This is a genomic window from Hujiaoplasma nucleasis (assembly GCF_013745115.1).
In the GTDB taxonomy this organism is placed as follows: Bacteria; Bacillota_I; Bacilli_A; order Izemoplasmatales; family Hujiaoplasmataceae; genus Hujiaoplasma; species Hujiaoplasma nucleasis.
Genome location: NZ_CP051151.1, coordinates 1,665,275 through 1,689,449, shown reverse-complemented (window position 1 = coordinate 1,689,449; position 24,175 = coordinate 1,665,275). Strand labels below are relative to the sequence as shown.

Annotated in this window: 25 protein-coding genes; 2 read left to right on the top strand and 23 right to left on the bottom strand. The window is 30.3% G+C overall.

Going from position 1 to position 24,175, the window contains the following annotated elements; all coding sequences use genetic code 11:
* Positions 1-59 precede the first annotated feature (59 nt).
* The 3 genes from HF295_RS08120 to HF295_RS08110 all read right to left on the bottom strand — a co-directional run bounded on the left by HF295_RS08120 (position 60) and on the right by HF295_RS08110 (position 4,738).
* Positions 60-1,256 carry a thioredoxin domain-containing protein gene (locus HF295_RS08120; protein WP_312031675.1) on the bottom strand — a complete coding sequence of 399 codons (1,197 nt, stop codon included), beginning with the start codon at positions 1,254-1,256 and terminating at the stop codon, positions 60-62.
* 41 nt (positions 1,257-1,297) lie between these two features.
* Positions 1,298-3,265, bottom strand: coding sequence for an alpha/beta hydrolase family protein (locus HF295_RS08115; RefSeq protein ID WP_312031674.1), 1,968 nt, complete (start codon positions 3,263-3,265; stop codon positions 1,298-1,300).
* 153 nt (positions 3,266-3,418) lie between these two features.
* Entirely contained in the window at positions 3,419-4,738 is a 1,320-nt protein-coding gene (locus HF295_RS08110; RefSeq protein WP_312031673.1) for a cation:proton antiporter, read from the bottom strand.
* A 235-nt stretch (positions 4,739-4,973) separates the two neighbouring features.
* On the opposite strand from HF295_RS08110, the gene HF295_RS08105 reads away from it, so the two are divergent.
* Positions 4,974-5,546: a TetR/AcrR family transcriptional regulator gene (locus tag HF295_RS08105; RefSeq protein WP_312031672.1), complete on the top strand. Its 573-nt coding sequence runs from the start codon at positions 4,974-4,976 to the stop codon at positions 5,544-5,546.
* A gap of 24 nt (positions 5,547-5,570) precedes the next feature.
* On the opposite strand, the gene HF295_RS08100 is transcribed toward HF295_RS08105, so the two are convergent.
* The gene (locus tag HF295_RS08100) at positions 5,571-5,816 is read right to left on the bottom strand and encodes a GlsB/YeaQ/YmgE family stress response membrane protein (RefSeq protein WP_312031671.1); all 246 of its coding nucleotides are present in this window, start codon (positions 5,814-5,816) and stop codon (positions 5,571-5,573) included.
* Positions 5,817-5,945: 129 nt separating this feature from the next.
* Between HF295_RS08100 and HF295_RS08095 the strand changes: the two genes are divergently transcribed.
* On the top strand, positions 5,946-6,782 hold the full coding sequence (locus HF295_RS08095; protein ID WP_312031670.1) for a PhzF family protein: 837 nt from the start codon (positions 5,946-5,948) through the stop codon (positions 6,780-6,782).
* Between the two features lie 12 nt (positions 6,783-6,794).
* Here HF295_RS08095 and HF295_RS08090 read toward each other — a convergent pair whose 3' ends face one another.
* The 19 genes from HF295_RS08090 to HF295_RS08000 all read right to left on the bottom strand — a co-directional run bounded on the left by HF295_RS08090 (position 6,795) and on the right by HF295_RS08000 (position 24,174).
* A complete protein-coding gene (locus HF295_RS08090) occupies positions 6,795-7,409 on the bottom strand; it encodes a cyclase family protein (protein WP_312031669.1) in 615 nt (204 codons plus the stop codon).
* Positions 7,399-8,760: a glucose-6-phosphate dehydrogenase gene (zwf, locus tag HF295_RS08085; RefSeq protein WP_312031668.1), complete on the bottom strand. Its 1,362-nt coding sequence runs from the start codon at positions 8,758-8,760 to the stop codon at positions 7,399-7,401. The genes HF295_RS08090 and zwf overlap by 11 nt, the downstream gene beginning before the upstream one ends.
* 94 nt (positions 8,761-8,854) lie before the next feature.
* On the bottom strand, positions 8,855-9,616 hold the full coding sequence (locus HF295_RS08080) for a UTRA domain-containing protein (protein WP_312031667.1): 762 nt from the start codon (positions 9,614-9,616) through the stop codon (positions 8,855-8,857).
* Positions 9,606-10,340, bottom strand: a complete 735-nt coding sequence (locus HF295_RS08075; RefSeq protein ID WP_312031666.1) for a GntR family transcriptional regulator — start codon at positions 10,338-10,340, stop codon at positions 9,606-9,608. The genes HF295_RS08080 and HF295_RS08075 overlap by 11 nt, the downstream gene beginning before the upstream one ends.
* Before the next feature lie 74 nt (positions 10,341-10,414).
* A complete protein-coding gene (locus HF295_RS08070) occupies positions 10,415-11,188 on the bottom strand; it encodes an alpha/beta hydrolase (protein WP_312031665.1) in 774 nt (257 codons plus the stop codon).
* Between the two features lie 2 nt (positions 11,189-11,190).
* Positions 11,191-11,712 (bottom strand): peptidylprolyl isomerase, encoded by a 522-nt coding sequence (locus tag HF295_RS08065; protein WP_312031664.1) that lies wholly within the window; start codon positions 11,710-11,712, stop codon positions 11,191-11,193.
* Positions 11,713-11,793: 81 nt separating this feature from the next.
* Positions 11,794-12,987, bottom strand: coding sequence for a pyridoxal phosphate-dependent aminotransferase (locus HF295_RS08060; protein WP_312031663.1), 1,194 nt, complete (start codon positions 12,985-12,987; stop codon positions 11,794-11,796).
* 108 nt (positions 12,988-13,095) lie between these two features.
* Complete coding sequence (locus HF295_RS08055; RefSeq protein WP_312031662.1) at positions 13,096-13,764, bottom strand: hypothetical protein; 669 nt, start codon at positions 13,762-13,764, stop codon at positions 13,096-13,098.
* A gap of 9 nt (positions 13,765-13,773) precedes the next feature.
* Complete coding sequence (locus HF295_RS08050) at positions 13,774-14,694, bottom strand: nucleoside hydrolase (RefSeq protein ID WP_312031661.1); 921 nt, start codon at positions 14,692-14,694, stop codon at positions 13,774-13,776.
* Entirely contained in the window at positions 14,695-15,615 is a 921-nt protein-coding gene (locus tag HF295_RS08045) for a ribokinase (protein ID WP_312031660.1), read from the bottom strand. It abuts the gene before it with no gap.
* A gap of 12 nt (positions 15,616-15,627) precedes the next feature.
* Complete coding sequence (locus tag HF295_RS08040) at positions 15,628-18,009, bottom strand: beta-glucosidase (protein ID WP_312031659.1); 2,382 nt, start codon at positions 18,007-18,009, stop codon at positions 15,628-15,630.
* Positions 18,010-18,051: 42 nt separating this feature from the next.
* Positions 18,052-18,414, bottom strand: a complete 363-nt coding sequence (mgsA, locus tag HF295_RS08035) for a methylglyoxal synthase (protein WP_312031658.1) — start codon at positions 18,412-18,414, stop codon at positions 18,052-18,054.
* Positions 18,415-18,523: 109 nt separating this feature from the next.
* A complete protein-coding gene (locus HF295_RS08030) occupies positions 18,524-18,721 on the bottom strand; it encodes a cold shock domain-containing protein (protein ID WP_312031657.1) in 198 nt (65 codons plus the stop codon).
* A gap of 357 nt (positions 18,722-19,078) precedes the next feature.
* Positions 19,079-20,155: an extracellular solute-binding protein gene (locus HF295_RS08025; protein WP_312031656.1), complete on the bottom strand. Its 1,077-nt coding sequence runs from the start codon at positions 20,153-20,155 to the stop codon at positions 19,079-19,081.
* Complete coding sequence (locus HF295_RS08020; RefSeq protein ID WP_312031655.1) at positions 20,155-20,958, bottom strand: ABC transporter permease; 804 nt, start codon at positions 20,956-20,958, stop codon at positions 20,155-20,157. Before HF295_RS08020 ends, HF295_RS08025 begins: the two co-directional genes overlap by 1 nt.
* Positions 20,955-21,767, bottom strand: coding sequence for an ABC transporter permease (locus HF295_RS08015; protein WP_312031654.1), 813 nt, complete (start codon positions 21,765-21,767; stop codon positions 20,955-20,957). Before HF295_RS08015 ends, HF295_RS08020 begins: the two co-directional genes overlap by 4 nt.
* Entirely contained in the window at positions 21,764-22,792 is a 1,029-nt protein-coding gene (locus HF295_RS08010) for an ABC transporter ATP-binding protein (RefSeq protein WP_312031653.1), read from the bottom strand. Before HF295_RS08010 ends, HF295_RS08015 begins: the two co-directional genes overlap by 4 nt.
* Positions 22,793-22,917: 125 nt before the next feature.
* Complete coding sequence (locus HF295_RS08005; RefSeq protein WP_312031652.1) at positions 22,918-23,322, bottom strand: GtrA family protein; 405 nt, start codon at positions 23,320-23,322, stop codon at positions 22,918-22,920.
* Positions 23,323-23,394: 72 nt separating this feature from the next.
* The gene (locus HF295_RS08000; RefSeq protein WP_312031651.1) at positions 23,395-24,174 is read right to left on the bottom strand and encodes a TPM domain-containing protein; all 780 of its coding nucleotides are present in this window, start codon (positions 24,172-24,174) and stop codon (positions 23,395-23,397) included.
* Position 24,175: the final 1 nt, after the last annotated feature.

Here is a 24,175-nt window from a genome sequence, read left to right as displayed (position 1 = left end):
ACCTATTTCACAATATCTAATCCTAAGAAAAAAAGATGGTAAAACCATCTTTTATTGTTTTAAAACAATAATTGTGGAAAAAAGATCAAACTTAATCCGATAAAAAGCATAATTAATCCACCAATTAAATTAGAATATTTAACATACTTATTTGATATACCAGTTACTTTAAAGGTTATAACAGCAATTGCAAATATAAGTAAGTCATCTAAGATGAAAAAGAATACATATACTAGAATATAGATTATTGATTGAGATTCTCCGATATTTTGATAAGCGAGCATTGAAGTATAAATAGCTGGCAATCCGGCAGAACATGCAAGTTCTATAATATTTACTGTTAAGGCGACCGCGACAACACCAATCACAGCATATAGTAAACTTTTCTTTTGAATAGCTGCTTTTATTCTATTCATTAATTTTATTTTTGAATCTTTTGAAGTGATTTCACATCCAATATCAATTTGTCTTTGACGCCAAAAATTTCTTATAGACAAAGCTGCAAAAGCAAGCGCTATAATTCCAATGATCACCTGGAATAATCTCATCCATATGACAAATGATATGAGTTCAAACCAAGCCATCATAATTATAAAATAGATTATCCCGCTTGTAAAAATAAAGGTTAATCCAAGAATCCATACCCTTTTCTTATCCTTCAAGTTAATCAGCATAGTGATTAAAAATATCAAGACCCACATGGCACAAGGGTTAAACCCATCAATGATACCAATGAAAACTGCCCCTAAGAGTAGAGAGAAAGATTTTAAATTAATTGGACCAAATATAGGCAAATTATAGACAAGTTCATCATCATTTAATATATCATCAAGATGAATAATATCATCTTTTGATAAGTTAGAATCTTGATTTTGAATTTTAATTACTACATCTGAGTAATCACTATTATTTCTATAATATTCTATAACTGATTCAATATAAGACTTAACAGGTTCACTTCCTTGCAAAATTGTCGAACCAATGACAACTGTAGGTGTTTCGTAAGATAAATCATAGAAAGTTAATACGTCATCCATTAATGCCCTATCTAAGTCATCAAATGTATTATAATAAATGATATTAACATCTTCTCTATCCTTTAAATTCTCGTCAAAAAATATTTTTACTTCTTGACAGCTACTACATAAATTATTTTGAAAATAATGGATATCTATAATCTGGTTAGATTGTGCTTTAACACTTAAGGGTAGCAATAAGATAGAGAAGAGCAATAATAACTTAAGTAATGTTTTCATAGGAACCTCTATTTCTATAAGATAACATTATTATATCATATTTAATGTGATTCAAACCACTGACTAATTTCATTTAGCCTCTTGATTCTCCCTTGAGGTTTTCCACTTCTTGATAACTCATGATTTTCACCTTTAAACCATATCAATTTTGTATCTATAGCTCTAGTCTTTAGTATTGCATAAAATTGTTGGGCTTGCTCAATAGGGCAGCGATAATCTTCATCTGAATGAATAAACAACAAAGGTGTTTGAACATTCATTGCATACTTAATTGGCGATTGTTCATATAATTGATCAAAATCTAATATAGGATGTCCTGCAGTTTGATCACTAGCAAAATAATACCCTATATCAGATGTACCATAAAACGATATCCAATTAGATATTGACCTTTGACTAGCAGCTGCTTTGAATCTATGGCTATGTCCAAGTATCCAATTGGTCATAAAACCACCATATGAGCCACCTGTAACATATAATCTAGATTGATCAATATTAGTATACTCAACCAAAACTTGGTCTGTGAATTCCATAATATCAGCATAATCAATTGTTCCGTATTTTCCCCTAATATCAGCAAATTCATTACCTTTGCCATCTGAGCCTCTAGGATTACAGAAAGCAACAACAAATCCTTGATTTGCCCATACTTGCATCTCATGATAATATATTTTACCATAGACAGTTTTAGGACCACCATGAATGTCTAAAATCATAGGGTATTTAATATTTGGATTAAAACCTTGAGGTAAAAGAACAAAGCCATGAATATCAAAGCCTTCTTTCTTAAGAATAACCTCTTTTGGCTTAGCAACATATTTATTTTTAAATGGATTTTTATTGACAGATGTTAAAGGAGAAATAGTATTGCCTGAAAAAGAATATATTTCTTGTAGATTTTGTTCTTTCATGCCAATCATCAAAATTCTATTTTGATTCATTATAATACCATCAATAGAACCTTCCATTGTATAAAGAGTATTTAATTGACCATGTTCATCTATGGTTAAGAGTTGGCTATGATCATTGACCGTGCTCATAAAATACCACTGATTACCTTCAATAAAAGATTGTGAACTAGCAAGCAAACGACAATCTGACCCTATAGAGTTTCCAATTGAATCTTGATAGTCATTCAAAAGCACTAATTGTCCGTGTTCAAGCCTATAAAACTTTGAATTTTGATTTATACCATAAGGAATCATATCGCTAGCCACAACGACAATTGAATTCAAATCTAATATTTTCTCTATCCTATAATCAAGATGATTGTATAAGACATCAATTTTGTTTGATTGAAGAATAAGTTGGTAAATTTTTGAAGTAAATGTTTTAACTTTTTCGGCATATTTCCCAGTAAAATAAAGTGATTTATTATCTTGAGATAAAGTAAAGATATCAACTGAAAAAGCTGGCTCAAATAGGCGCTTAATTTGTTTGCTTTTTATATGATAAACAAATAATTGCTTATTTTGCCCACTTGAAAACCCTCTACCATTAAAATAATAGGGAATTTCGTTAATATCCTCATACACTTTATTTTTTTTAATTGATTTTATATATTCATCTCTTGCCAATTCAGAACCTTCATATAAGATATGATCTTCTACTTTTAACTGAGCAGATAACAAAATACGTTCAGAATCTATAAGTTTTTCTAATTTAAATGGTACGTTTAATACAAATGCTTTTTCTAGTTTCTTTTCATTTAAGTAATAATAATAAAATGTCTTTTTGTACTTTTCTTTTAATTGATTTCTTTCTTGATTATTCTTTTGATAATCAATCAACATACAATTCTCATCAATAAATATATAGTCAAAATTAGTTTTTAAAGATTTTACTTTATCCACTTTTTGATTTTGAAGAACATATAAGTCGTGATGGTACTCATTTTCTTCTTCTATTGGTTTTGATTGAATCCAAGCTGCTACTGTGTTTTTAGGTGATGATTTCAAATTGCCTAGAAAATTAAATTTATAAAAATCATTCATTTCAACTTTTTTCATAGTACATCCTTTCACAAACATTATTTATTTCAATATACCATTTTATGAGTAAATACTCAATCTACAAGAAAGACTAATAAAAATCAGGTAGAATATCTTTTTGTTTTAATGATATATTCTAAAAAAAAATCTCATCCATAAGGATGAGATATTTTATGACTGAGTTACCTTCTTAAGTTTAATTCTTTCTTCTTTTTCTTCTATAAGTCTTTCGTTATATTCTTGAGATTCTCCAGCTTTTTCAAAAGCAATTTTAACTAAAACAGGACCAATTAATTCAAATACTAAGACGGCAGCTAAGACTACATTTTGAATGGTTAATGCAAAATCCATTCTAATAGGAGCTATTGCATTAAAAGCTGCTATACTCAAACCAATTGCTACACCACTTTGTGGTAATAAAGCGGTACCTAAATACTTTCTTACATTTGGACTTGCTTTTACCATGGCTGTTCCTAAGTAAGAACCAAATATTTTTCCAATGGTGCGTCCAATAATATACATAATACCAACAGCGCCAGCAGCTAATATAACATCAAATTGTAATGAGGCTCCTGCAATGGTGAAAAATGCAATCATGATTGGTGGCACGAAGAATCTAATGGTTCTTTCTTCTAAAACATAACAATCCTTATTAATCATATTAGTAACAATTGCACCAGCAATCATAGGCGTTAAAATCGGAGAAGCTCCTAAGTAAAGTGAAGCACCTGTTGTAATTAATACTGTAACTGTTACAACAATTAAATTTTTCTCTTGTCTTTCTTTATCTGGAGAAATTGTCTTAATAGCTAAACCTGAAATGAGTCCAATTGATAAACCTAATGCTACTGAAATTCCTAACTCAATTAAAGGTTCAGTCATCATCTCTATAAATGATAATGAAGCTGCATTTGTGTTCATCATTGTCATTCCTATTGATAATAAAATTCCAAATAAGATTACCCCAACAGCATCATCTAAGCCAACAACTGGCAATACAGTGTTTGTCAATTCTCCCTTAGTTCTATACTTCTTTACAATCATCATTATAGGCGCTGGTGCAGTCGCTGCCGCAATGGCACCTAATATTAACGCCACAGATAAATCAATAAACAACATGGCTAATAAAATTACAAATAATGATGTTAAAACAGCTTGCACAATTGTAATTATAATTATTTTCATTCCTGATTTTTTTAGTTTACCCATCCATAACTCATTTCCAACTTGAAAGGCTATAAACCCTAAAGCAATATCAGAAATAAAAGATAATGATCTAATTGATTCCATGTCAACTATTTTTAAGATAGGCCCTAAAAACAATCCAGCAACTAGGTAACCTGTAATAGCTGGAACCTTAACCATTTCAGCTAAACGGCCAAAAAGTAAACCTAACAATATAATTAAACCAACATAAACAATAAGCTTTGGTGCATCTCCCGAAGACGCAACTGATAATAAATACATTTTTAAAACTTCCCTTCTATTCATGAAAAAAATGACCTTAATTTTATTAATTAAATAATCATTTTTTCTAATTATAAAAATTTCACCGAATGTTATTATACGCTTCATAAATTAAAAATCAAGTAAAAAATCAATGAAAAATATGACTGATTAGTCACTTATCTGGTGTTTTTATTTATATTTGGCCTTAAACGATAAAAATAAAAAAATTTTAATAAATTAATGTTATTATGTTAAAATATGTATAAGTGAGGTCTTTATGAACGAAAAGAAAAGAATCCACATATTAGAAACTGCCATGAGGTTATTTAATCTTTATGGATTCGATGCTACACCCACATCTAAAATAGCTAAGAAGGCAAAAATATCCGTGGGAACATTATTTAATTACTTTCCAACAAAAGCTGAATTAATTCAATCCATCTATGTAGAAATAAAGATTCATTCTAGAAAACGATATTTAGAAGAACTCAATAAAAATCAAAGTAATGAGGAAAACATATTGTCAATGTGGACAGCTGTTATCCACTGGGGAATACATTATCCTGAAGAGTTTAAGTATTTAGAAATGTTTTCAACTTCTCCTTATATTCACAATTTTGGTAACGATGAAACATTAGATACTTATTCTAAATTCAAGGAGACCCTATTAAAAGCAATTGATTTAAATCACCTATGCATCAATCATCCAGCTTATTTACTTTTATATATAGATAATGCTTTGCATGCAGCAACAAGATATTTAATCCATCACAAAGAACTCATAGATCAAGAAGCTTTTATTAAAGAATCATTTGAACTATTATGGTATGGATTAACTCCAAAAAAATAAGAAGGAATTTTTTTCCTTCTATTTTTATACCCTAAGTTTTCTTAAAAGCCAAATCAGAATTATAGCGCCAATGACAGCAAAAATAAAACCTGATAATGTAAAAGTGCCTATTGGCCCAAAATCAATTAAATCTCCAATCCATCCACCAATTGCCGAACCAATCAAACCAATAATTAAATTTTTAAAAAAACCTTTTCCATGAACATCCATAATTGTGTTGGCTATCCAACCAACGATGAGTCCAAATAATATCCAAAGTATTAATCCCATGTGAACCTCCTAATCAAAATATACAATAATTAGAGTTATTTTTCAAATTATCAAGATTTTTTTATCAAATTTTAGTGACCAAGATATTTTTTTATCAAAATAGTGTAAGATATAAATGAGGTGATGAAATTGAATCAATTGTATAGGCTTAGCGCATTTCCCAAAACAATATATGGTGGTAATAAAGCTGGGGTATACATATACGCTGATGATTTAAGTGATGATCAAATGCAAAAAATCGCTAAAATATTAGGCTATAGTGAAACAGCATTTGTCTGCCATAGTGATAAGGCTGATTTTAAAGTAAGATTCTTTACTCCCACTTCTGAAGTTGATTTATGTGGCCATGCGACTATAGCTACTTTTAATTTATTAAGGGACTTAAACATCGTCGAAAATAGATATTATACTCAAGAAACAAAAGCAGGTATTTTAATGCTAGATATAGATAGTGATCTCGTTTTTATGCAACAAAATCCACCTGTATTTAGCGACTTTATTCCTAATCAAGTATTTGATAAATGTTTTAGAAAGATTAAATTCCATCATAAGTATAAGGCACAGATAATATCAACTGGTTTAAGAGAAATATTCTTACCTGTGTCAGACCTAGATACTTTAAATCATTTAGAACCTTGTTATGAGGAAATCATTGAAGTTTGTGATAAATATAATGTCATTGGAATCCATGTGTTTTGCTTAGATGGTGAAGTCGATGCATATGGAAGAAACTTCGCTCCTATTGTTGGTATTGAAGAGGAGTCAGCTACTGGCACTTCCAATGGTGCTTTAGCCTGCTATCTATTTAAACATCACAAGCAGAAAAGCAAATATACTTTAAGACAAGGTTACTCAATGAATCAACCCTCCGAAATTATCGCTAAAATTGATAGAACTCATTCACAAATCAAAAATGTTTGGGTTGGTGGAAAAGCCACCCTTATAAAAGAAAGAACGCTTAAATAAGCGTTCTTTCTTTTAGTCCATCAATATCACTCTAGCAAGTGATGCTTCTACAGACTTAATCTTTAATGGCAAACAAATCATCTCGTACTCTTTTTCTATTATATCTTTTAATCTAAGTCCCTCAATAATAATAATGCCATTAGAAAGTAGTATTTTATGAGTTTCGTGATTAGGTTGACTTCTTTCAATCCCCAATCCATCTGTCCCCACACCTCTAATTTTTTTATCTTTTAAATATTGAGCAGCTTCTTTATCGAGATAAACAAAATCATGAAGAAACTCTTCAGATAAACTGTTTTTTGTTTTAAAAAACAAAAAATCATCTTCCTCTATAGGATATTTTTTTAAATCATTTATAGTAATTTTACTATCAAGTTCAGTTAAGTCTAAGACCTTACAAGACCCAATAAGCTCAAGCAAAGACTCACTATCTGAAGTATCTCCCTTATCAATCATATGTAAAGGATAATCAACATGAGTTCCAGTATGTAAATTGATATATAAATTTGTTTCATGAACTTGGTTATCAATGTGATTTAATGCGTTTTTAAAAATAGGTCTTTTATCTTCTTTATTTTTATAAACTTGCATTTTATCATGGATTAACATAGATACATCATAAATCATCAATCAACACTTCCTTTTTCTCTAAAATATTTAACAAGTCTTCATAAGAATTATAAACTATTGGTTGAGAATTACTTTTCATAGATTTGACCAACTCCCATGTTTTTTCAATTTCATCCCAACGGGTAAATAGCGTAGGTTGGTCATTTAATAATTCCATGAATAATCTTTCATAGGCTTCAGGGGTATTTTCTAGAGCCTTACAATTATGACAGTAATCTAATATTGCTGGGTGAATATTATTGGTTAGTCCTGGCTCCTTTACGTTAAATTTAAATTCTACCCCTTCTTTTGGAGATACCTTAATCACCAACTTATTTTCTACTTTTGATGATTGAGGAAACAATAAATTCAAATCATGATTATCTTTAAAATGAATGATAATTTCACTTCTTTTTTCATTTAGTTTTTTTCCAGTTAAAAAATGAATCGGAACATTATGCCAGCGTTGGTTTTGAACATAGGCTTTGGCATAAACAAATGTTTCAGTAGATGAATTCCTATCTACTTTTTCAGAGTCTGTATAACCTTTGTACTGGCCTAACAACATATCTTTTTGATCAAATGTCATAGACTGAAATATTTTAACCTTTTCATCTTTAATCAAGTCACTGGTCATTTCTTTAGGTTTATCCATTAATATGAGTGCAGCCATTTGAAGCAAATGACTTTGCAACATATCTTTCAGAGCACCAATTTTATCATAATATCCGCCACGACTCAATACACCTTCTTCTTCTTTAGCTAATATAGTAATGGCTTGAATTGAACGATAATCCCAACTTTGTTCAAAAATGATATTAGCAAATCTAACAACCAATATATTTTGAATCATTTCTTTCCCTAAATAATGGTCAATCCTATAAATTTGCGTTTCATCAAAATACTTCCACAACTCCTTATTGATACTTTGAGCACTCTCAAGATCTTCCCCAAACGGTTTTTCAAAAACAATACGTTTATGTTTTTCTCCTTTATTTATAAATCCAGATTGGCTGATTCCTTTAGAAATAAGAGGAAACAAAGTTGGAGGAGTCGCTAAATAAATTGATACATCATTATATGATTTATTCACTATTTCATCATTTAACCTTCTATAATCATCAATATTATCAACATTTAAGACTCTATAATTAATATATTGTTTAAAATGAGTCCAATCAATACTTATCTTGACTTGGTTTTTTGCTTCTTCAATATAATCATCAAATGATTGATTTCTTCTAGCAACAGCATAAACCATAAAATCTTCGCCAATATGGCCTTGTTGAATTAAGTGATATATAGCAGGTATTAATTTTTTATACATTAAATTACCAGTTGATCCAAATATAACTAATGCTTTTTTCATTTTCCACCTCAACTAACATATATTCTACCATTTTTAAAATAAATTATAAAATGTTTCGAATAGTTTAAAAAAAGATATCAAAATGATATCTTTTTTATCTTATCTTAATTCCATACTCAAAATAAAAGTGTGGTAAAGAATAGGTTCGTGAGTAACCAAAAGGTTTCATATGTTGATCATAATAAACCATATCTATTTTAAAACCTGTTAGACCTTTTTCTATTTCCATTTTATCAGCAAATTCTTGATCAAAAACATGGACATTTACGAGTCTTTCATTGTATGAAAATATAGTGTCATAATGTTTTGCTAAAAATCCTTGATAAATTTTTCCGGCATAAGACTCATCAATCTCTAATAATTTTGGAAAATGCTCAATCGAATAATACTCTTCTAAATATATATAAGGCTTATTATCCGCTTTAAACATTCTAACTTGCTTAATAAAACGATGATCATTAAACTTAGTTAAATCAATTAAATCTGAATCATGTAACTCAATAATATTAAATTCAAGTAATTCTATAGAAGGCTTTTTACCTAAGGATTCAATTCCCTCTTCAATAAATACAAGTTTATCAAAAAAACCTAGAATTCTACTATATTTTGATACATAAGGAATATGATTATCATCAAATCTAATAAAGTGATCTTTATGTAATTTACTATATGCTTTCTCGACATGCTTTACATCGATATTTAATTGATGAGCAAGCATTTTAGCGGATAATAAACGTTCATCATTAATGACTCGAGCAGATGATAATAGTCTCTCTAGTTGGTTTCTAACCTGTTCATCTAAAGGTTTACTAGAACGACGATCAATCATAATTTCTTTTTGATAATCAACTGACATTGAGCATCACCGCCATTGTTACATATTCTCCAGACATATATTGATTCACTAAAGCAATTGGCTGATCATCATCTGTATAACATATTGTTTCTATTCTCCATAAAGGATCATTGTTTTGTAAACGCAAGAAAATCTCATGCTCAATTGAAGCTTGTCCAGAATAAAACCGGTTAGAAAACTCATTTAAGTTATAGCGGTATCCATTCATAATTAGTGAAGGAATGGTAGGAAAATCGTCATAGACCTTATTAAGCTTTGGAAAATGATTGAAAGGTAAATATATATCTTGCAGTAGCACATTCCTATTGTTTTTTCCAAAAACTTGTTTGATATGATAACAATATTCACCAGAATTCAAATTTAACTGTTCTTGAACATATCCCTCAACTTGGACTTTTTCAAATAGAATAATATCCCTTGACATTTGGTGCTCATAGACAAGTTCAGCTTCTATCTCATACAAATGGTTTAAATCTATTTTTACTTTTTCATAGAATGATACAAAATAACCTTTGCCTCGTCTTGAGTAAATATAACCTTTTTTATTTAAGTCATCATAAGCTTGAGCAGCCACTTTTAAACTGACATTAAATAAATCTTTCATTTCTAATAGTGTTGGTAATTTTTGTCCGTGACTAAAATACCCTGATAAAATCATGGTTTCTATAGCCTTTGAAATTTGCAAATAATATGGTTCTTTAGCTTGTTTATTCAACATTCTCATCGCTGTCCTCTTTTTTATTTCCATAGCATCGCAATTTTTATTATATCATAAATTTAATGAAGAAAAATTTTTTTTTAATCAAATAACGATTGAATAATTGGCCTTAATCTTTTTGACCAATCAACCTCGCTATGTTTTCCGCCCTTAATGACTTTGTATACAACTTTATCTTCACCAATTTTTTTCACTAATTTTTTCATGATAATTTCGTTGCTTTTTAAATAATCTATCGAATCTCCACCAGCAACTTCTTGATCCCCACTATCCATATATATAAGGTCTATATTAGACATATCAGCTAGTTCAATTGATTCTAACATTTCTTTCAAAGCAACGAAAAACGAACCTGATAAAGATGCTAATTTACCGAAAGTTTTCGGATATTTTAAACCTGCATATATAGAAATGAATCCACCTAAAGATGAACCCATAATTGCGGTGTGTTTTTGCTCACTCAAAGTTCTAAACTCTGAGTCAATACTTGGTTTTAGATGGTTAACTAGGTAATCTAAGTAGACATCTCCACCCCCGCCACAACCATCGAAATCTGAATCTTTAAGATTAAAAACAAATGGACTGTATTCATAAAGCCTACCATTTTCTTTACTAGAAGCATCCATAGCCACAACAATAATTTCTTTAAGATTTGGATGTTTATCATACATCTCTAACATTTGCCATGTATGTCCTATAAATGAGTCCTCTTTAAGAAAAACATTATGGCCATCTTGCATATATAAGACCGGGTATCTTCGATTGGATAAATCATAGGTTTTAGGTAGCCCTATATATAAACGAACATCCCTTTGTAAAGGTTCACAATAGAATTCTCTTTTTATAAGTTTCATATCTATTGTAATATCTCTGGTTCAGAGAAATTATAATCTTGAAATTCAATAATAATGCTTTCAATTATTTGATTTTCAATTGGTTTATCTTGATGATTTGTTTGTACATTGGCTATTCTATCAACTTCTTCTATGCCATCAATAACTCTACCAAATGCTGCATATTGTCCATTTAGGTGTGGTGCATCATGATGCATAATGAAAAATTGAGATCCAGCTGAATCTGGATGTCCCGATCTTGCCATTGAAATCGTACCTCTCGTGTGTAAAAGATCATTATCATAACCATTAGAATTAAATTCACCTTTGATATGATAGCCAGGTCCACCTATTCCGATACCTTGTGGGTCTCCTCCTTGAATCATAAATCCTTTTATAACTCTATGAAAGATAATACCATCATAAAAACCTTTTTTCGTTAATGATAAAAAGTTATTTACTGTATTTGGTGCTTTTTCAGGATATAATTCTAGCTTTATCTCCTGATGATTTTTTATTTTGATTGTTACTATTGGATTTTTCATATTCTATCACCTCTACTTAATATCTTATCATAAGTCCTTAAAATCACTAAATAGAAAAAGAAAAAACCGTAAAGTTTAACTTTACGATTTTTGTTTATATACCAATAATGCTTCTTTAAGAATTGACATGGCTCTTTGCATCTCTTCTTCTTTTAAAACATAAGCTATTCTTACTTCATTTTTTCCTAAACCTTCAGTCGCATAAAAGCCTTGAGCAGGAGCCAACATCACAGTTTCTCCTTCATGGTCATAAGAGTCTAGTAACCATAAACAGAAATCTTCAGCATCTTCTATTGGTAGTTTAGCCACCACATAGAATGCCCCTTGAGGCTTTTCACAAACAACTCCAGGAATTTGCATTAATGTCTCATAAACAATATCTCTTCGCTTTTGATATATATCACGAATATGATCTGCATAATCTAACGGCATTGAATATAAGGCTGCAGCACCTATTTGTTCTAATGTTGCTACACATAATCTAGCTTGACACAGTTTTAATATATTCTTCATTAATAATTTATTTTTTGACATTATAGCACCAATTCTGGCTCCACAAGCAGAAAATCTTTTGGATACAGAATCTACTAAAATCAATCTATCTTCAATTCCTTCTAATTCAGCCATTGAATGAGAAATTAATCCGTCAAAAGCCATTTTACGATATACTTCATCACTAATAATAAATAGATCATGTTCAATAGCGATTTCTTTAATCATTTCCATTTCTTCTAAAGTTAAAATAGTACCTGTAGGATTTCCAGGATTAGAGAATAAAATAGCTTTGGTTTTTTCATTGATTAGTTTAACTATTTCTTCTTTTTTTGGTAGATGAAAGCCAGTTTCAGCCTTTGTTGTAATAGGGACAAGATTAACATTAACTTCTGATGTGAAGCCATTGTAGTTTGTATAAAAAGGCTCTGGGATTAAAATTTCATCTCCAGGGTTACATGTCGCTATTGAAGCAAAGGTTAAAGCTTCACTACCACCATTGGTGATTAAAACTTCATCTTCTTCATAATGCATTCCATCTCTCTTATAATAATCTATGATGGCATCAATTAATACTGGTTCGCCTTGTGAAAAAGAATATTTGATTACCTTAGAATCATAGGCTTCTATGGCTTCCATGAAACATTTAGGTGTTTCTATATCTGGTTGTCCTATATTTAAGTGGTATACTTTAATTCCCCTTTTTTTTGCTTTTGTGGCAACTGGCACTAATTTTCTTACTGGTGATTCTTGCATTCCTAAAATTCTATCTGATAATTTCATATACACTCTCTCCTTTTAACCAATAAGATTATATCATTTAAGAAATCAATATTCAATCATAATATAAATAAAAATGAAAACACTTACATACTTTTACTAAACTATAATTTAGAAAGAAAAAGGTATAAAGTCGCCAAATGAAATCGTGTATGTATATTTGTCTAAATCAAGTTCTCCTTTGTCAACAGCTGATTCAATACTATCCTTATCAGCCATTGAAACCACATAATCATATACACCTCTAGAAATTTCTTGATTGTCTAAAAATACTTTATCTAAGGTCAAAATCATTTTCCTTTTAGCAAAGCTTAAATCAATATCAAAATAAAAATATAAGGCTGTTTCAAATTTAGGAAAGCCATATCTCTTAAGACTAACTGTCAATACAACTTGATCTTCATCATTGACATTGGCTATTAAATAATCCAAAGTGAATAATGAATCTTCAATAATATATTGACTTTGATCAGACTCACCCTTTATAGGATCATATTCAGCATTAATATCATCCCTAATTGTTTTAAAAATCATTAGATTCAAGAAATCTTCTATATCTTGGTTAGCATCTTCCTGATTATCAGAAGTTACGATTTCAATCATAGAATCAATCATTCTAATTTCTAAGTTCTTAGATGAATTATAAACGTTTTCTGGCAAGTCTTCATCAGTGATATTAACATTAACTGAGTTCATATAAATAAGTAATCCTACAAAAGTTATCACAATGATGACCAAAAAAAACAATACCATTCTTCTTATCAATTTGAATATAAACATAGTAACACCTTACTTTCTAATAGCGTCTTCAATTAAATCCCAAAATCTATCCACATTAACATCTACAGCTACTTCAATATTCTTTGGTAAATGTTGGTAATCAAATACATCAATGTTGGTTCTTCCGTAGCTTGAACCATGGCTTAAGTCTATAGTGCAGTGCACTTTCTTTAAAGTCGCTATTTTCGGGTCAATTAAGTAAGCTATGGTAATAGGATCATGTAAAGGTCCTCCAGGTAAAGCAAACACTTTAAATTGGTTTTCATTAAAAACCTTCATTAAATCAACAAAAAGTTTAGAAGAAGAGTTATTAATTTTTTTCATTCTTTCGATAATTTCAGGTAATACCATGAGTTTTCTTGTTACATCAAGTCCAAACATTTTGATGGGCGCTCCAGATTTAAAAACTATATGTGCGGCTTCAGGATCTGTATAAATATTAAATTCCGCAGCTGGAGTGACATTACCATTAGCAATTGAACCACCCATAACTATAACTTCTTTAATCTTATCAATAATTTTCGGTTGAATTCTCATGGCTAAAGCCAAATTGGTTAATGGTCCTGTTGTTACAAATGTAATTTTATCTTTTGATTCTAAGAGGGTTTGTATGATAAAATCGCAAGCATTTCTAGGATCAAAACCAATTTTTAAATTAGGAAATTCAAATCCGTCTAAACCACTATCACCATGGATTACTTCGCATACTTCTTCCTCCTTAATAAGGGGTCTAGAAGCCCCTAAACATACAGGTGTTTTTATGTCTAAATATTGACATAAATTTAAAGTGTTAATTCCTGTTTTTTCTAAAGTTTGGTTACCTGAAACAACTGTAATACCTAGCAAATCAATCTCTTGATCCTTTCCAGCCAATAACAAGGCAAATGCATCATCGTGTCCTGGATCACAGTCTAAAATTATTTTTCTCATTTAAATCATTCTCCTTTTAAATTCTTCTATTTCTTTTTTATCTGGTATGGCTTTATGAACACCCAGTTTCTTACAAGTTAAAGCCCCACATATAGAAGCTTTGTCCAAAGATTCTTCTAGCTTATAACCCAGCATTCTATTGGCAACAAAACAGCCGATATAGGCATCTCCAGCTCCAGTTGTATCTATTACAGGAACCTCATATGATTTTGTGAATATCATAGTGTCTTTATTTATATAATAGCTGCCTTGTTTACCTAGGGTCATAATAACCTCTGAAGGTCCTAAATCTAAAATTTCTTCCAAGTACTCTTTAATTTGATCAAAGATAATTTTTCTATCAAGTAAAGCTTCAGCTTCAGTTTCATTTACGATTAGTATATCCACCATATTTAAGAGTGGTTTAATTTGAGAATCAAATGGCGCAGCATTTACAACAGTAATCATTTTATGTGCTTTAGCAAGTTCTAAAGCATCCTTAATGGTCTTCATCGGTATTTCTAATTGCATTAATAGAACATCATTTATATGACCATTATCTATAATACATTTTTGAATTTTATTAAAATCTTGCACATGGTTTGCGCCAGGATAGACCAAGATACGATTGTCAAACTCTTCCATTAAGATACAAGCTGTACCTGTTGGAAAATCTGATACTTTATCAATGTAATGTGTTTTCACTGAGAACTTTTTTAAGGATTCACTTACTGAAAAACCAAACTCATCTTGACCAAGACTTCCTAACATCCAAGTTTGAATACCTTGTTTACTTGCAGCTATGGCTTGATTAGCACCCTTGCCTCCGGGCAAGGTTAAAAAATCATCTGCAAACATAGATTCCCCAACCTTAGCTAATCTTTTCATTTTATAGATTAAGTCAATATTCATGCTTCCTAAAACAAATAATTGTTTCATCATTTTTAACCATCCTTAGCCTAGAATCAATTTAATCAAGCCAGAAAAATAAGACTTGTTCATTAAATCTATTAAAGCTTTTGTTTTTCTTAAAGATAACTTACCTTGACTATAGTTCATTAAAGATCTTAAAGGCATGTCTTCAATACTTTTTTCTATCATTTTTTGAATCCTTAAGTCAGTGTCTGTAAATACTTTCTTCATTTGCTTATGAACCATTTTATATAACAGTCTTCCAATCCATAAATGAGATACATCACCTAAGGTCGTATTGATATGGTAGGGCTTGATGGGTCTAGAAGTAGGAATTTCTCCTTTATAGATTTCTTGATAGGCAGAATCATCTATCTTTTGACCTTGTTTATATAAGTCTATGATCATATGATAATTCTCATCCTTTAGCTTATCATTAGAAAAAACATGGGCAGAAAAAGTCTCATGTATCTCTTGAGAAGATGATCCAATAAGAACCTTATACTCTCCTGATTCTATTAGATAATCATTTTGATATATGGCTAGATCCTCATAATCTATCACTAATTCTATATCAATACTTTCTCCTTTGCAAATCATATATTTTCCAAACGCTTTTAAGCTTTTAATTGGTCTTAGCACTTTTGAATTTTCTTTTGACACGTATACTTGGACAATTTCTTTACCATCATATTTCCCTATATTTTTTATTTGTCCTTTAATTCTTAATTTATTGGTTTCTATATCATTGTATAAAGAGAAATTCTCATAAATGAATTTTGTATAGGATAAGCCATAGCCAAAAGGAAACATTGGTTTTAAATCTTTGATATCATAATTACAATAACCAATCATAAAGGATTCCCTATATTCAACTTGCGTCTTATTACCTGGAAAATAATCATTTGAAATTAACTCATCAAGCTCATTAGGGAATGTTTCCGCAAGTTTACCTGATGGAGATAATCTTCCAAAAACTATATTACTTAAGGCTTCAGCACCGGCTTCTCCAGACAAATACTGCTCAATAACAGCGTCAACTTTATCTAAACCAGGAATTTTAACTGGTCCACCATTAGACAAACATAAAACCAAAGGAATGGATAAAGTTGATAACTTTTGAATCAGTATTTGATGAGATAGGGGAAGTTCTAAGTTGTCTCTATCAAAGCCTTCACTTTCATAAATTTCTGGTAAGCCAACCATTAAAAATATTATATCAACTTCCTTAGCCATTAATAAAGCTTCATCAATTAAATCCTGATTAATTAATTCTGAATTCAAGTCGTATCCCCTAGCATATTTTAATTGGTCTCTTAAAGTCTTTTTAAATTCATCAAAAAGATTTGTTAGCTTAAGTGGTTGTATTAAAGAACTTCCACTACCTTGATATCTTGGCTTTTTAGCAAATTCCCCTACTAAGAGTACTTTTTGATGATGATTCAAGGGTAAAGTATCGTGGTCGTTTTTCAACAGGATTATAGATTCTGAAGCGATTTCTCTTGCCAGATCATGATGATATGAAGTATCAACATCTTTTCTTAAATTATCGCGAATTTGATTAGCTTTTATTAATAAATCTACAATTTTTTCAGCTCTTTGCTTAATGATTTCTTCACTAATTTCATGGTTTTTTAATGCCTTTTTTATTCTGGGTATACTTATATTTTTATTGGCAGGCATCTCTAAATTTAATCCATTTTTCAAAGCCTTAATTGGATCATTGTTGGCTCCCCAATCAGTCACAACTACGCCTTCATACTTCCATTCTTCCCTTAATATTTTGTTTAATAATTCATTGTGTTCGCTGGCGTATTCACCATTAATAAGGTTATATGATGACATAAGCATCCATGGTTTTGATTTCTTGATTGCAATTTCAAAAGGTTTTAAATATAGTTCTCTTAAGGTGCGTTCATCCACGATAGCATTAATGGTCATCCGTCTATATTCTTGATTATTAACTGCATAATGTTTTAGACAAGCTCCAACACCCCTAGACTGAATACCTTGAATCATTGATTCAGATATCTTCCCTGAAAGAAGAGGATCTTCTGAAAAATACTCAAAGTTACGTCCTCCTAGAGGGTGTCTTTTAATATTTGTGCCAGGACCTAATATAACTGAAACGTCTTCTTTTAAACAAGATTCTCCCAAAGCTTGTCCCATTTTTTCTATAAGTGGCAGGTTCCATGAACTGGCTAGACATGATGCTGTAGGAAAACAAGTGGAAGGTATGGATGATGATAAACCTATCTGGTCATGATTCCCAGCTTGTTTTCTTAATCCATGGGGTCCATCGGTTAAGGTTATAGGTTTTAAGTTGAATTCATTTATACCTGAGACATTCCAAAAATCTTTCCCTGTAAACAAAGAAAGTAATTGATCTATATTCAACTGATTGACAATTTCTTTTGCGTTCATACATTCCCCTATTTAAAAAACCGATGAAATCATCGGTCAAGTTTATTTAAGCGTTTGAAAAAATAATTCTGCAGTTTTAATGTTTGAAGCCAATGGTATTTGATAAACATCACTTAGCCTAAACAAAGCAGATACATCAGGTTCATGCGGTTGAGGCGTTAAAGGATCTCTAAAAAATAATATTAAATCTATTTGCCCATTAGCGATTTGTGCGCCAATTTCTTGGTCACCACCAAGGGGTCCAGATTTATATCTTTCAACATCTAAACCTGTTTCATCAATGACACGTTGTCCAGTGGTTCCCGTAGCAACGAGTTTATGATTTTTTAAAACATCTTTATGTCTTTTACAAAAAACAATCATATCATTTTTCTTTTTATCATGGGCGATTAAAGCAATTCTCATTCAAACACCTTCTCTCATAATATAATTATAACAAAAATAATGATTTTTTTATATGAAATTAAAAAAGACATAAACATTTACATGTCTATGTCTTTTATTTTGATTGAAATTATAAACTTACGATGTTAGAAGCTTGAGGACCTTTTTGGCCTTCAGTAATATCAAAACTTACTGCTTCTCCTTCTTCTAAAGTTTTAAATCCATCTTTTTGAATTTGTGAAAAATGTGCGAAAACATCTTTTCCATCTTCAGTTGTGATGAATCCAAATCCTTTTTCAGCATTGAACCATTTTACTTTACCAGTCATGTTTGTTACCTCCTTATTAAATATTTCGACTTCAAATATACTGCTTATAATAATTGAGGTAACTTTGTTAACTTAATTTTATTTCACATTTATATTGCGTCTCTTATATAATACACTAAATTAAAATAAATACAAGTAATTTAGTTAAAAATAATCAATATATTTATAATCAATCTCGAATAAATATATTTTATCATACCAATAAAATGAGAATAAATCCTAATTTATTGGTATATATCTTTAGAAATATATAAGGGGATTATATTAAATGAATATTCCAGAATGTAAAGAAATCATGAATAGTATATAAAAAGTCATCGTAGAAACAAATCCCACGATGACTTTTTTTTATCTAAATTATTCAGATCTTACAGCATTAAGTAATGTATTTAGATTTTGTGAATGCTCTTCACTAATATAGTGAAAGACTTCTCTTGTAGACCCTATAGGTTGTGGATAATAGTGGTCATAATCATATTCATAATCTGTGACCAAAATATTATAGACTTCTTCTATAACTGGTGTGTAACCTACCCAATCTGCGTTTTGAACTGCAACATCTTCCCCTAAGAAGAAATTAATGAATTCATGAGCTAGATTGGTATTTTGACTTGTTTTCGGAATAACAAAAGCATCAATCCAAATATTAGTATGACTTGGAGCAAAATAGTTAAATTCAATGTTTTCTTCAGCTTCTTCATACTCGAAAACCATTTCAAAATAATCCCCTGAATAGACCAAAGCCATATCTAAATTTCCTCTTGCTACATCACCTTTTAAGCCATCTTGTCCAAAACTTGTTAATTGCTGAGAACGACTTAAAACAGATTCTATCAATGCTTGAGCTTGACTTAACTCGGTATCGTCATTGCTGTTAACAGAATAACCTAAGCACATTAAAGCAGCGCCCACTGTATCTCGAGGTGAATCATATAAACCAATACGATATGTACTATCTTCATCAAACAATGCGCAGAAACCTTCATTTTCTATAGCTTGTTCAATTCCAGCACTTTCGGTGTTATACATGATACCAATGGTTCCAAAAAAGTAAGGAACCATATAATCCCCAAAATCTTCATTCTCATAAAGCACTCTTGCATCTTCAAAGAATGATACAAGGTCAAGATTAGGTAACAAATCATAATCTATCGGTAAAAGTAAATTTTCTTGTGATAATTTATCTACCATATATTCACTTGGAATCATGATATCATAATCAGTTATCCCTTGTTTTAACTTTATTTCCATCTCTTCGTTTGACCCTACTTCTTCATAGACAACGTCAACATTAAATTCATCTTCAAATTTTTCAATTAATTCAGGGTCCATATATTCTCCCCAATTTAATACATATAACTTTTCTTTTTGTGAACAACCCACCACAAGGGTAAGAACTAAAAATAAAACACTTAATGCTAATATTTTTTTCATTATCTAATTCTCCTTTGATTTTTTTGATTTCTATTAAGTCTATTGAATAAAACCATAATACCTATGGTTAAAAAGACCACCAAAGTGTTATAAGCAAATACATTTGGACTAATTTGTCTTTTTCCTAACCTAGAATAGATTAGTGTTGATACATTATGAAACTCACCTTGTTTCATAAAATAAGAAATAATAAAATCATCAATACTCATTGTAAAGGCAATTAATGCACCTGCAATAATACCTACTTTAATACTCGGTATGATGACATGAATGATGGCTTTGAATTTAGAAGCTCCTAAATCTAAAGCTGCATCAAATAAGTCTGGGTCTAATTGCTTTAATTTAGGTAATACACTTAAGACCACAAATGGTATTGAATAGAAAATATGAGCTAGAAGCATGGTCGGAAATCCAAAACTTATTCTCACAAATCTAAATATAATAAATAACATGATCCCAGTAACAATATCTGGATTTACAACAGGCACATTATTTAACACCATCATTCTAAGTCTTGATTTCTTTTTAAGATTATGAATACCAATAGCGAAGAATGTCCCTAAAGTTGTTGAAATAATGGTTGATAAAACAGCAATTTGTAGGGTCACAAAAATAGCATCCACCAACTGGCTATCACCAAGGATATCTTTATACCATTTAAAAGTAATTCCAAATTCATCATAATTATATTGAGAGTGGTGAATAGAGATTAAGAAAATAATCACAATAGGTAGATAAATGATAGAAAAAGTGAAAACAGTCAATAATATTTGTAAGAGAGAACCATATTTATTCTTTTTCATAATAGAGTCTCTCCCTCTTTATCAAATTTCACAATCATCATGAAGAGACCTAACATAACTATCATTACTACAAAAGATACGGTAGCTGCAATCGTAAAGGAACCTCTAAAAATTTCTTTTTCAATTAAATTACCCAACAATACGACCCTACCTCCACCAATTCTTTCTGGCAAAGCAAAAGCAGTCATTGCCGGCAACAAAGTCATAATAACACCACTAACAATCCCGCCCAATGATAAGGGTAAAGTCACCTTTACAAAAGTTTGACTAGAACTGGCTCCTAAATCATGACTGGCTTCTATATAAGCTGGATCTATTTTTTCCAAAACTGAATAAATAGGAAAAATCATAAAAGGTAAATACATGGAAACCATGGCTATGATAATTGCTGAATCATAGCCAATGATATCAAATGATAAATTAAATAGATTTAGAATTGATATTGGTTTAAACACATTCTCCCAAGCAATAATTCTAACAATCATATTTGACCAAATAGGCACAATCAATAAAGCCACATACAAGGTTTTATTTTTGCTTTTCATATTTGCGAAAAAGTAAGCGACAGGGTAGCCAATTAATAAAGATATAATAGTTGATATCCCTGCAAATTTAAGACTGTTTTTAAAAGCGTTTAAAAAGATTGGATCCGCTAAAAACTTTAAAGATTGTAAGGTAAACCTAAATTCATATGCATTAAATATATGAAATGTTGAAACAATGGCTAATATAATAAAAAAACTTGGAATCAGGATTAATATAAATAACCATAGAAGATAAGGCCAAGTTAATCGACTTACCGATTTCATCGATGCATCACATGAATATCTTCTTTATCAAAAACCAAAGATACTCTATCTCCAACTTTTTGAGCATCAGTAGAATGGATTACATATTCTTTACCAGAAACATCCACAATTATCTCAAAATGAACACCCTTAAAAGTTATATCAGTAACTATACCGGAAATCCCTCCGTTTTCAGGTTTCAACTCAATATCTTCAGGTCGCAAAACAACCTCAATTTCTTCATTTTCTTTGAAACCCTTGTCAACGCACTCAAATTTAATGCCTTCAAATTCAACCAAATAATCTTTAATCATTATTCCAGGAATAATATTTGATTCTCCAATAAAAGAAGCAACAAACTTATTCTTAGGTTCATTGTATATATCTTGAGGACTTCCTATTTGCAAAATTTTACCTTCATTCATGACAGCCACTGTATCACTCATAGTTAAAGCTTCTTCTTGATCATGGGTAACAAAAGCAAAAGTAATCCCTAAAGCCCTTTGCATTTCCTTTAGTTCATACTGCATATCTTGTCTTAATTTCAAATCCAATGCAGCTAAGGGTTCATCCAGCAACAATAATTTTGGCTTATTCACAACAGCTCTAGCAATCGCTACTCTTTGTTGTTGACCACCACTTAAAGTTTTAATATTCCTTTCTTCAAAACCTTCCAATTTAACTAGTTTTAAAACCTCTTTAACAGCTACTTCTATATCCTGTTTAGACATTTTTTTTAGTTTTAATCCAAAAGCAATATTATCAAAAACATTTAAATGAGGAAACAAAGCATACCTTTGAAAAACAGTATTAATAGGTCTTTCATGTGCTGGAATATCATCAATGATTCCACCATCAAATCTTACAATTCCTTCATCTTTAGTCTCAAAACCAGCTAATATTCTTAAAAGGGTTGTTTTGCCACATCCTGAAGGTCCTAATAAAGTAATAAATTCATTTTCTCTAATATATAAGTTAATAGAATCTAAAACCTTATTATCATCAAAAGATTTAGACAATCCTTCTATCTCTATGAGTTTTTTCATTTGAACCTCCTATATGTCTAAAAATAAATACACCATAAAAATAAACTCATCAGTCATTTTTAAGGTGTTGTTTTATTTAATTCAAAACTATTATATCATAAAATTAAAATTAGCATACAATTATATTATGATATGGCCGTATTAATTTGATGGCGGTAAACATAGAATTTTGTATAGAGAAACTCAGTCACAAAATTGATAATCATAGTTCCTCCAAGAATAATATATTCATTCCAACCTATATTTTCAAGTCCATGTCCCCACCAGGTTGATAAAGGTGTAAAAACTAGGTAAAAACATGCAACTTTAAACATAGCTTTTGGTATATTAGCCGCAGACTTAAAAGTATATTTTCTGTTTAAAGTGAAATTCCATAGAATAGACAATATCAATGCGATTAAATAAGCAGGCCAGTAAATCATTGAAAATATTTCATTCATGATAGTGAATGATATGATTTGGATGATTCCGGCTGAAATTGAAAAAAGTGTGAATTTAATAATATGAATAAAATTTTCTTTATTTTTCATTTTTTGAACCTCTACTATATAAGCGAATTATACCATAAAAAATAAAAAAAAGTAGATATACACAATCTACTTTTATTTCCTTCTCCTTATACCCATACCGCCTGAGCCACCACCGCCAGCAACATTTTTAATAATCAAACCACCTGAACCTAAGAAAATAATACCTAGAACAGAAAGAATCCCTTTTTCTAACCAAGAAGATGAAGGTGATAAAATCACAAACAAAATCCATTCCCAAAGACCATCATAATCTGAGTATTCATCATAGTCTTCTCGATAATACTCATATGTTTCTAAGTCATAATTAAAAGAAATGTCATAGACTTCATCATATACCAAAGTGAGTAATTCATACAACAAGTGAGCTGAACCAGTATCTTCATCTTCCGAAGCTACAATAGTTTTATCTAAAATAGCTCCAGCTTCAGATGGACTTAAATAAACTTCCATAGCATACCCTATTTCTATTTGTACTAAATTGAGTTCTAAAGATTCTGGTTTATCCTTATCGCCTACATAAAAGTAGACGACCAAAATTCCTAAATCATCTTTTCCAATCTTCCATTGATTATATATATCAGATAAATTATAGGTTTCTATATCACTTTCGTTTTCTACTGCAAATGTAGCGAATACTATTTGGGCCCCTGGTCTATCACCATCATCCAATTCTTCATCAAATAATCTCTCACCTTCAAGTCTAATTTTAGACTCTAAATAGGGTGAAAACTTATCAGCATAATCATTTACATAATAGGCATTGCTTGGCTTTGGGTAAGGTTCATTTTTACATGACACAAGAAAAAATACCCCATAAATAATGATGAAAGCAAAAGCAATTATCTTTTTCATT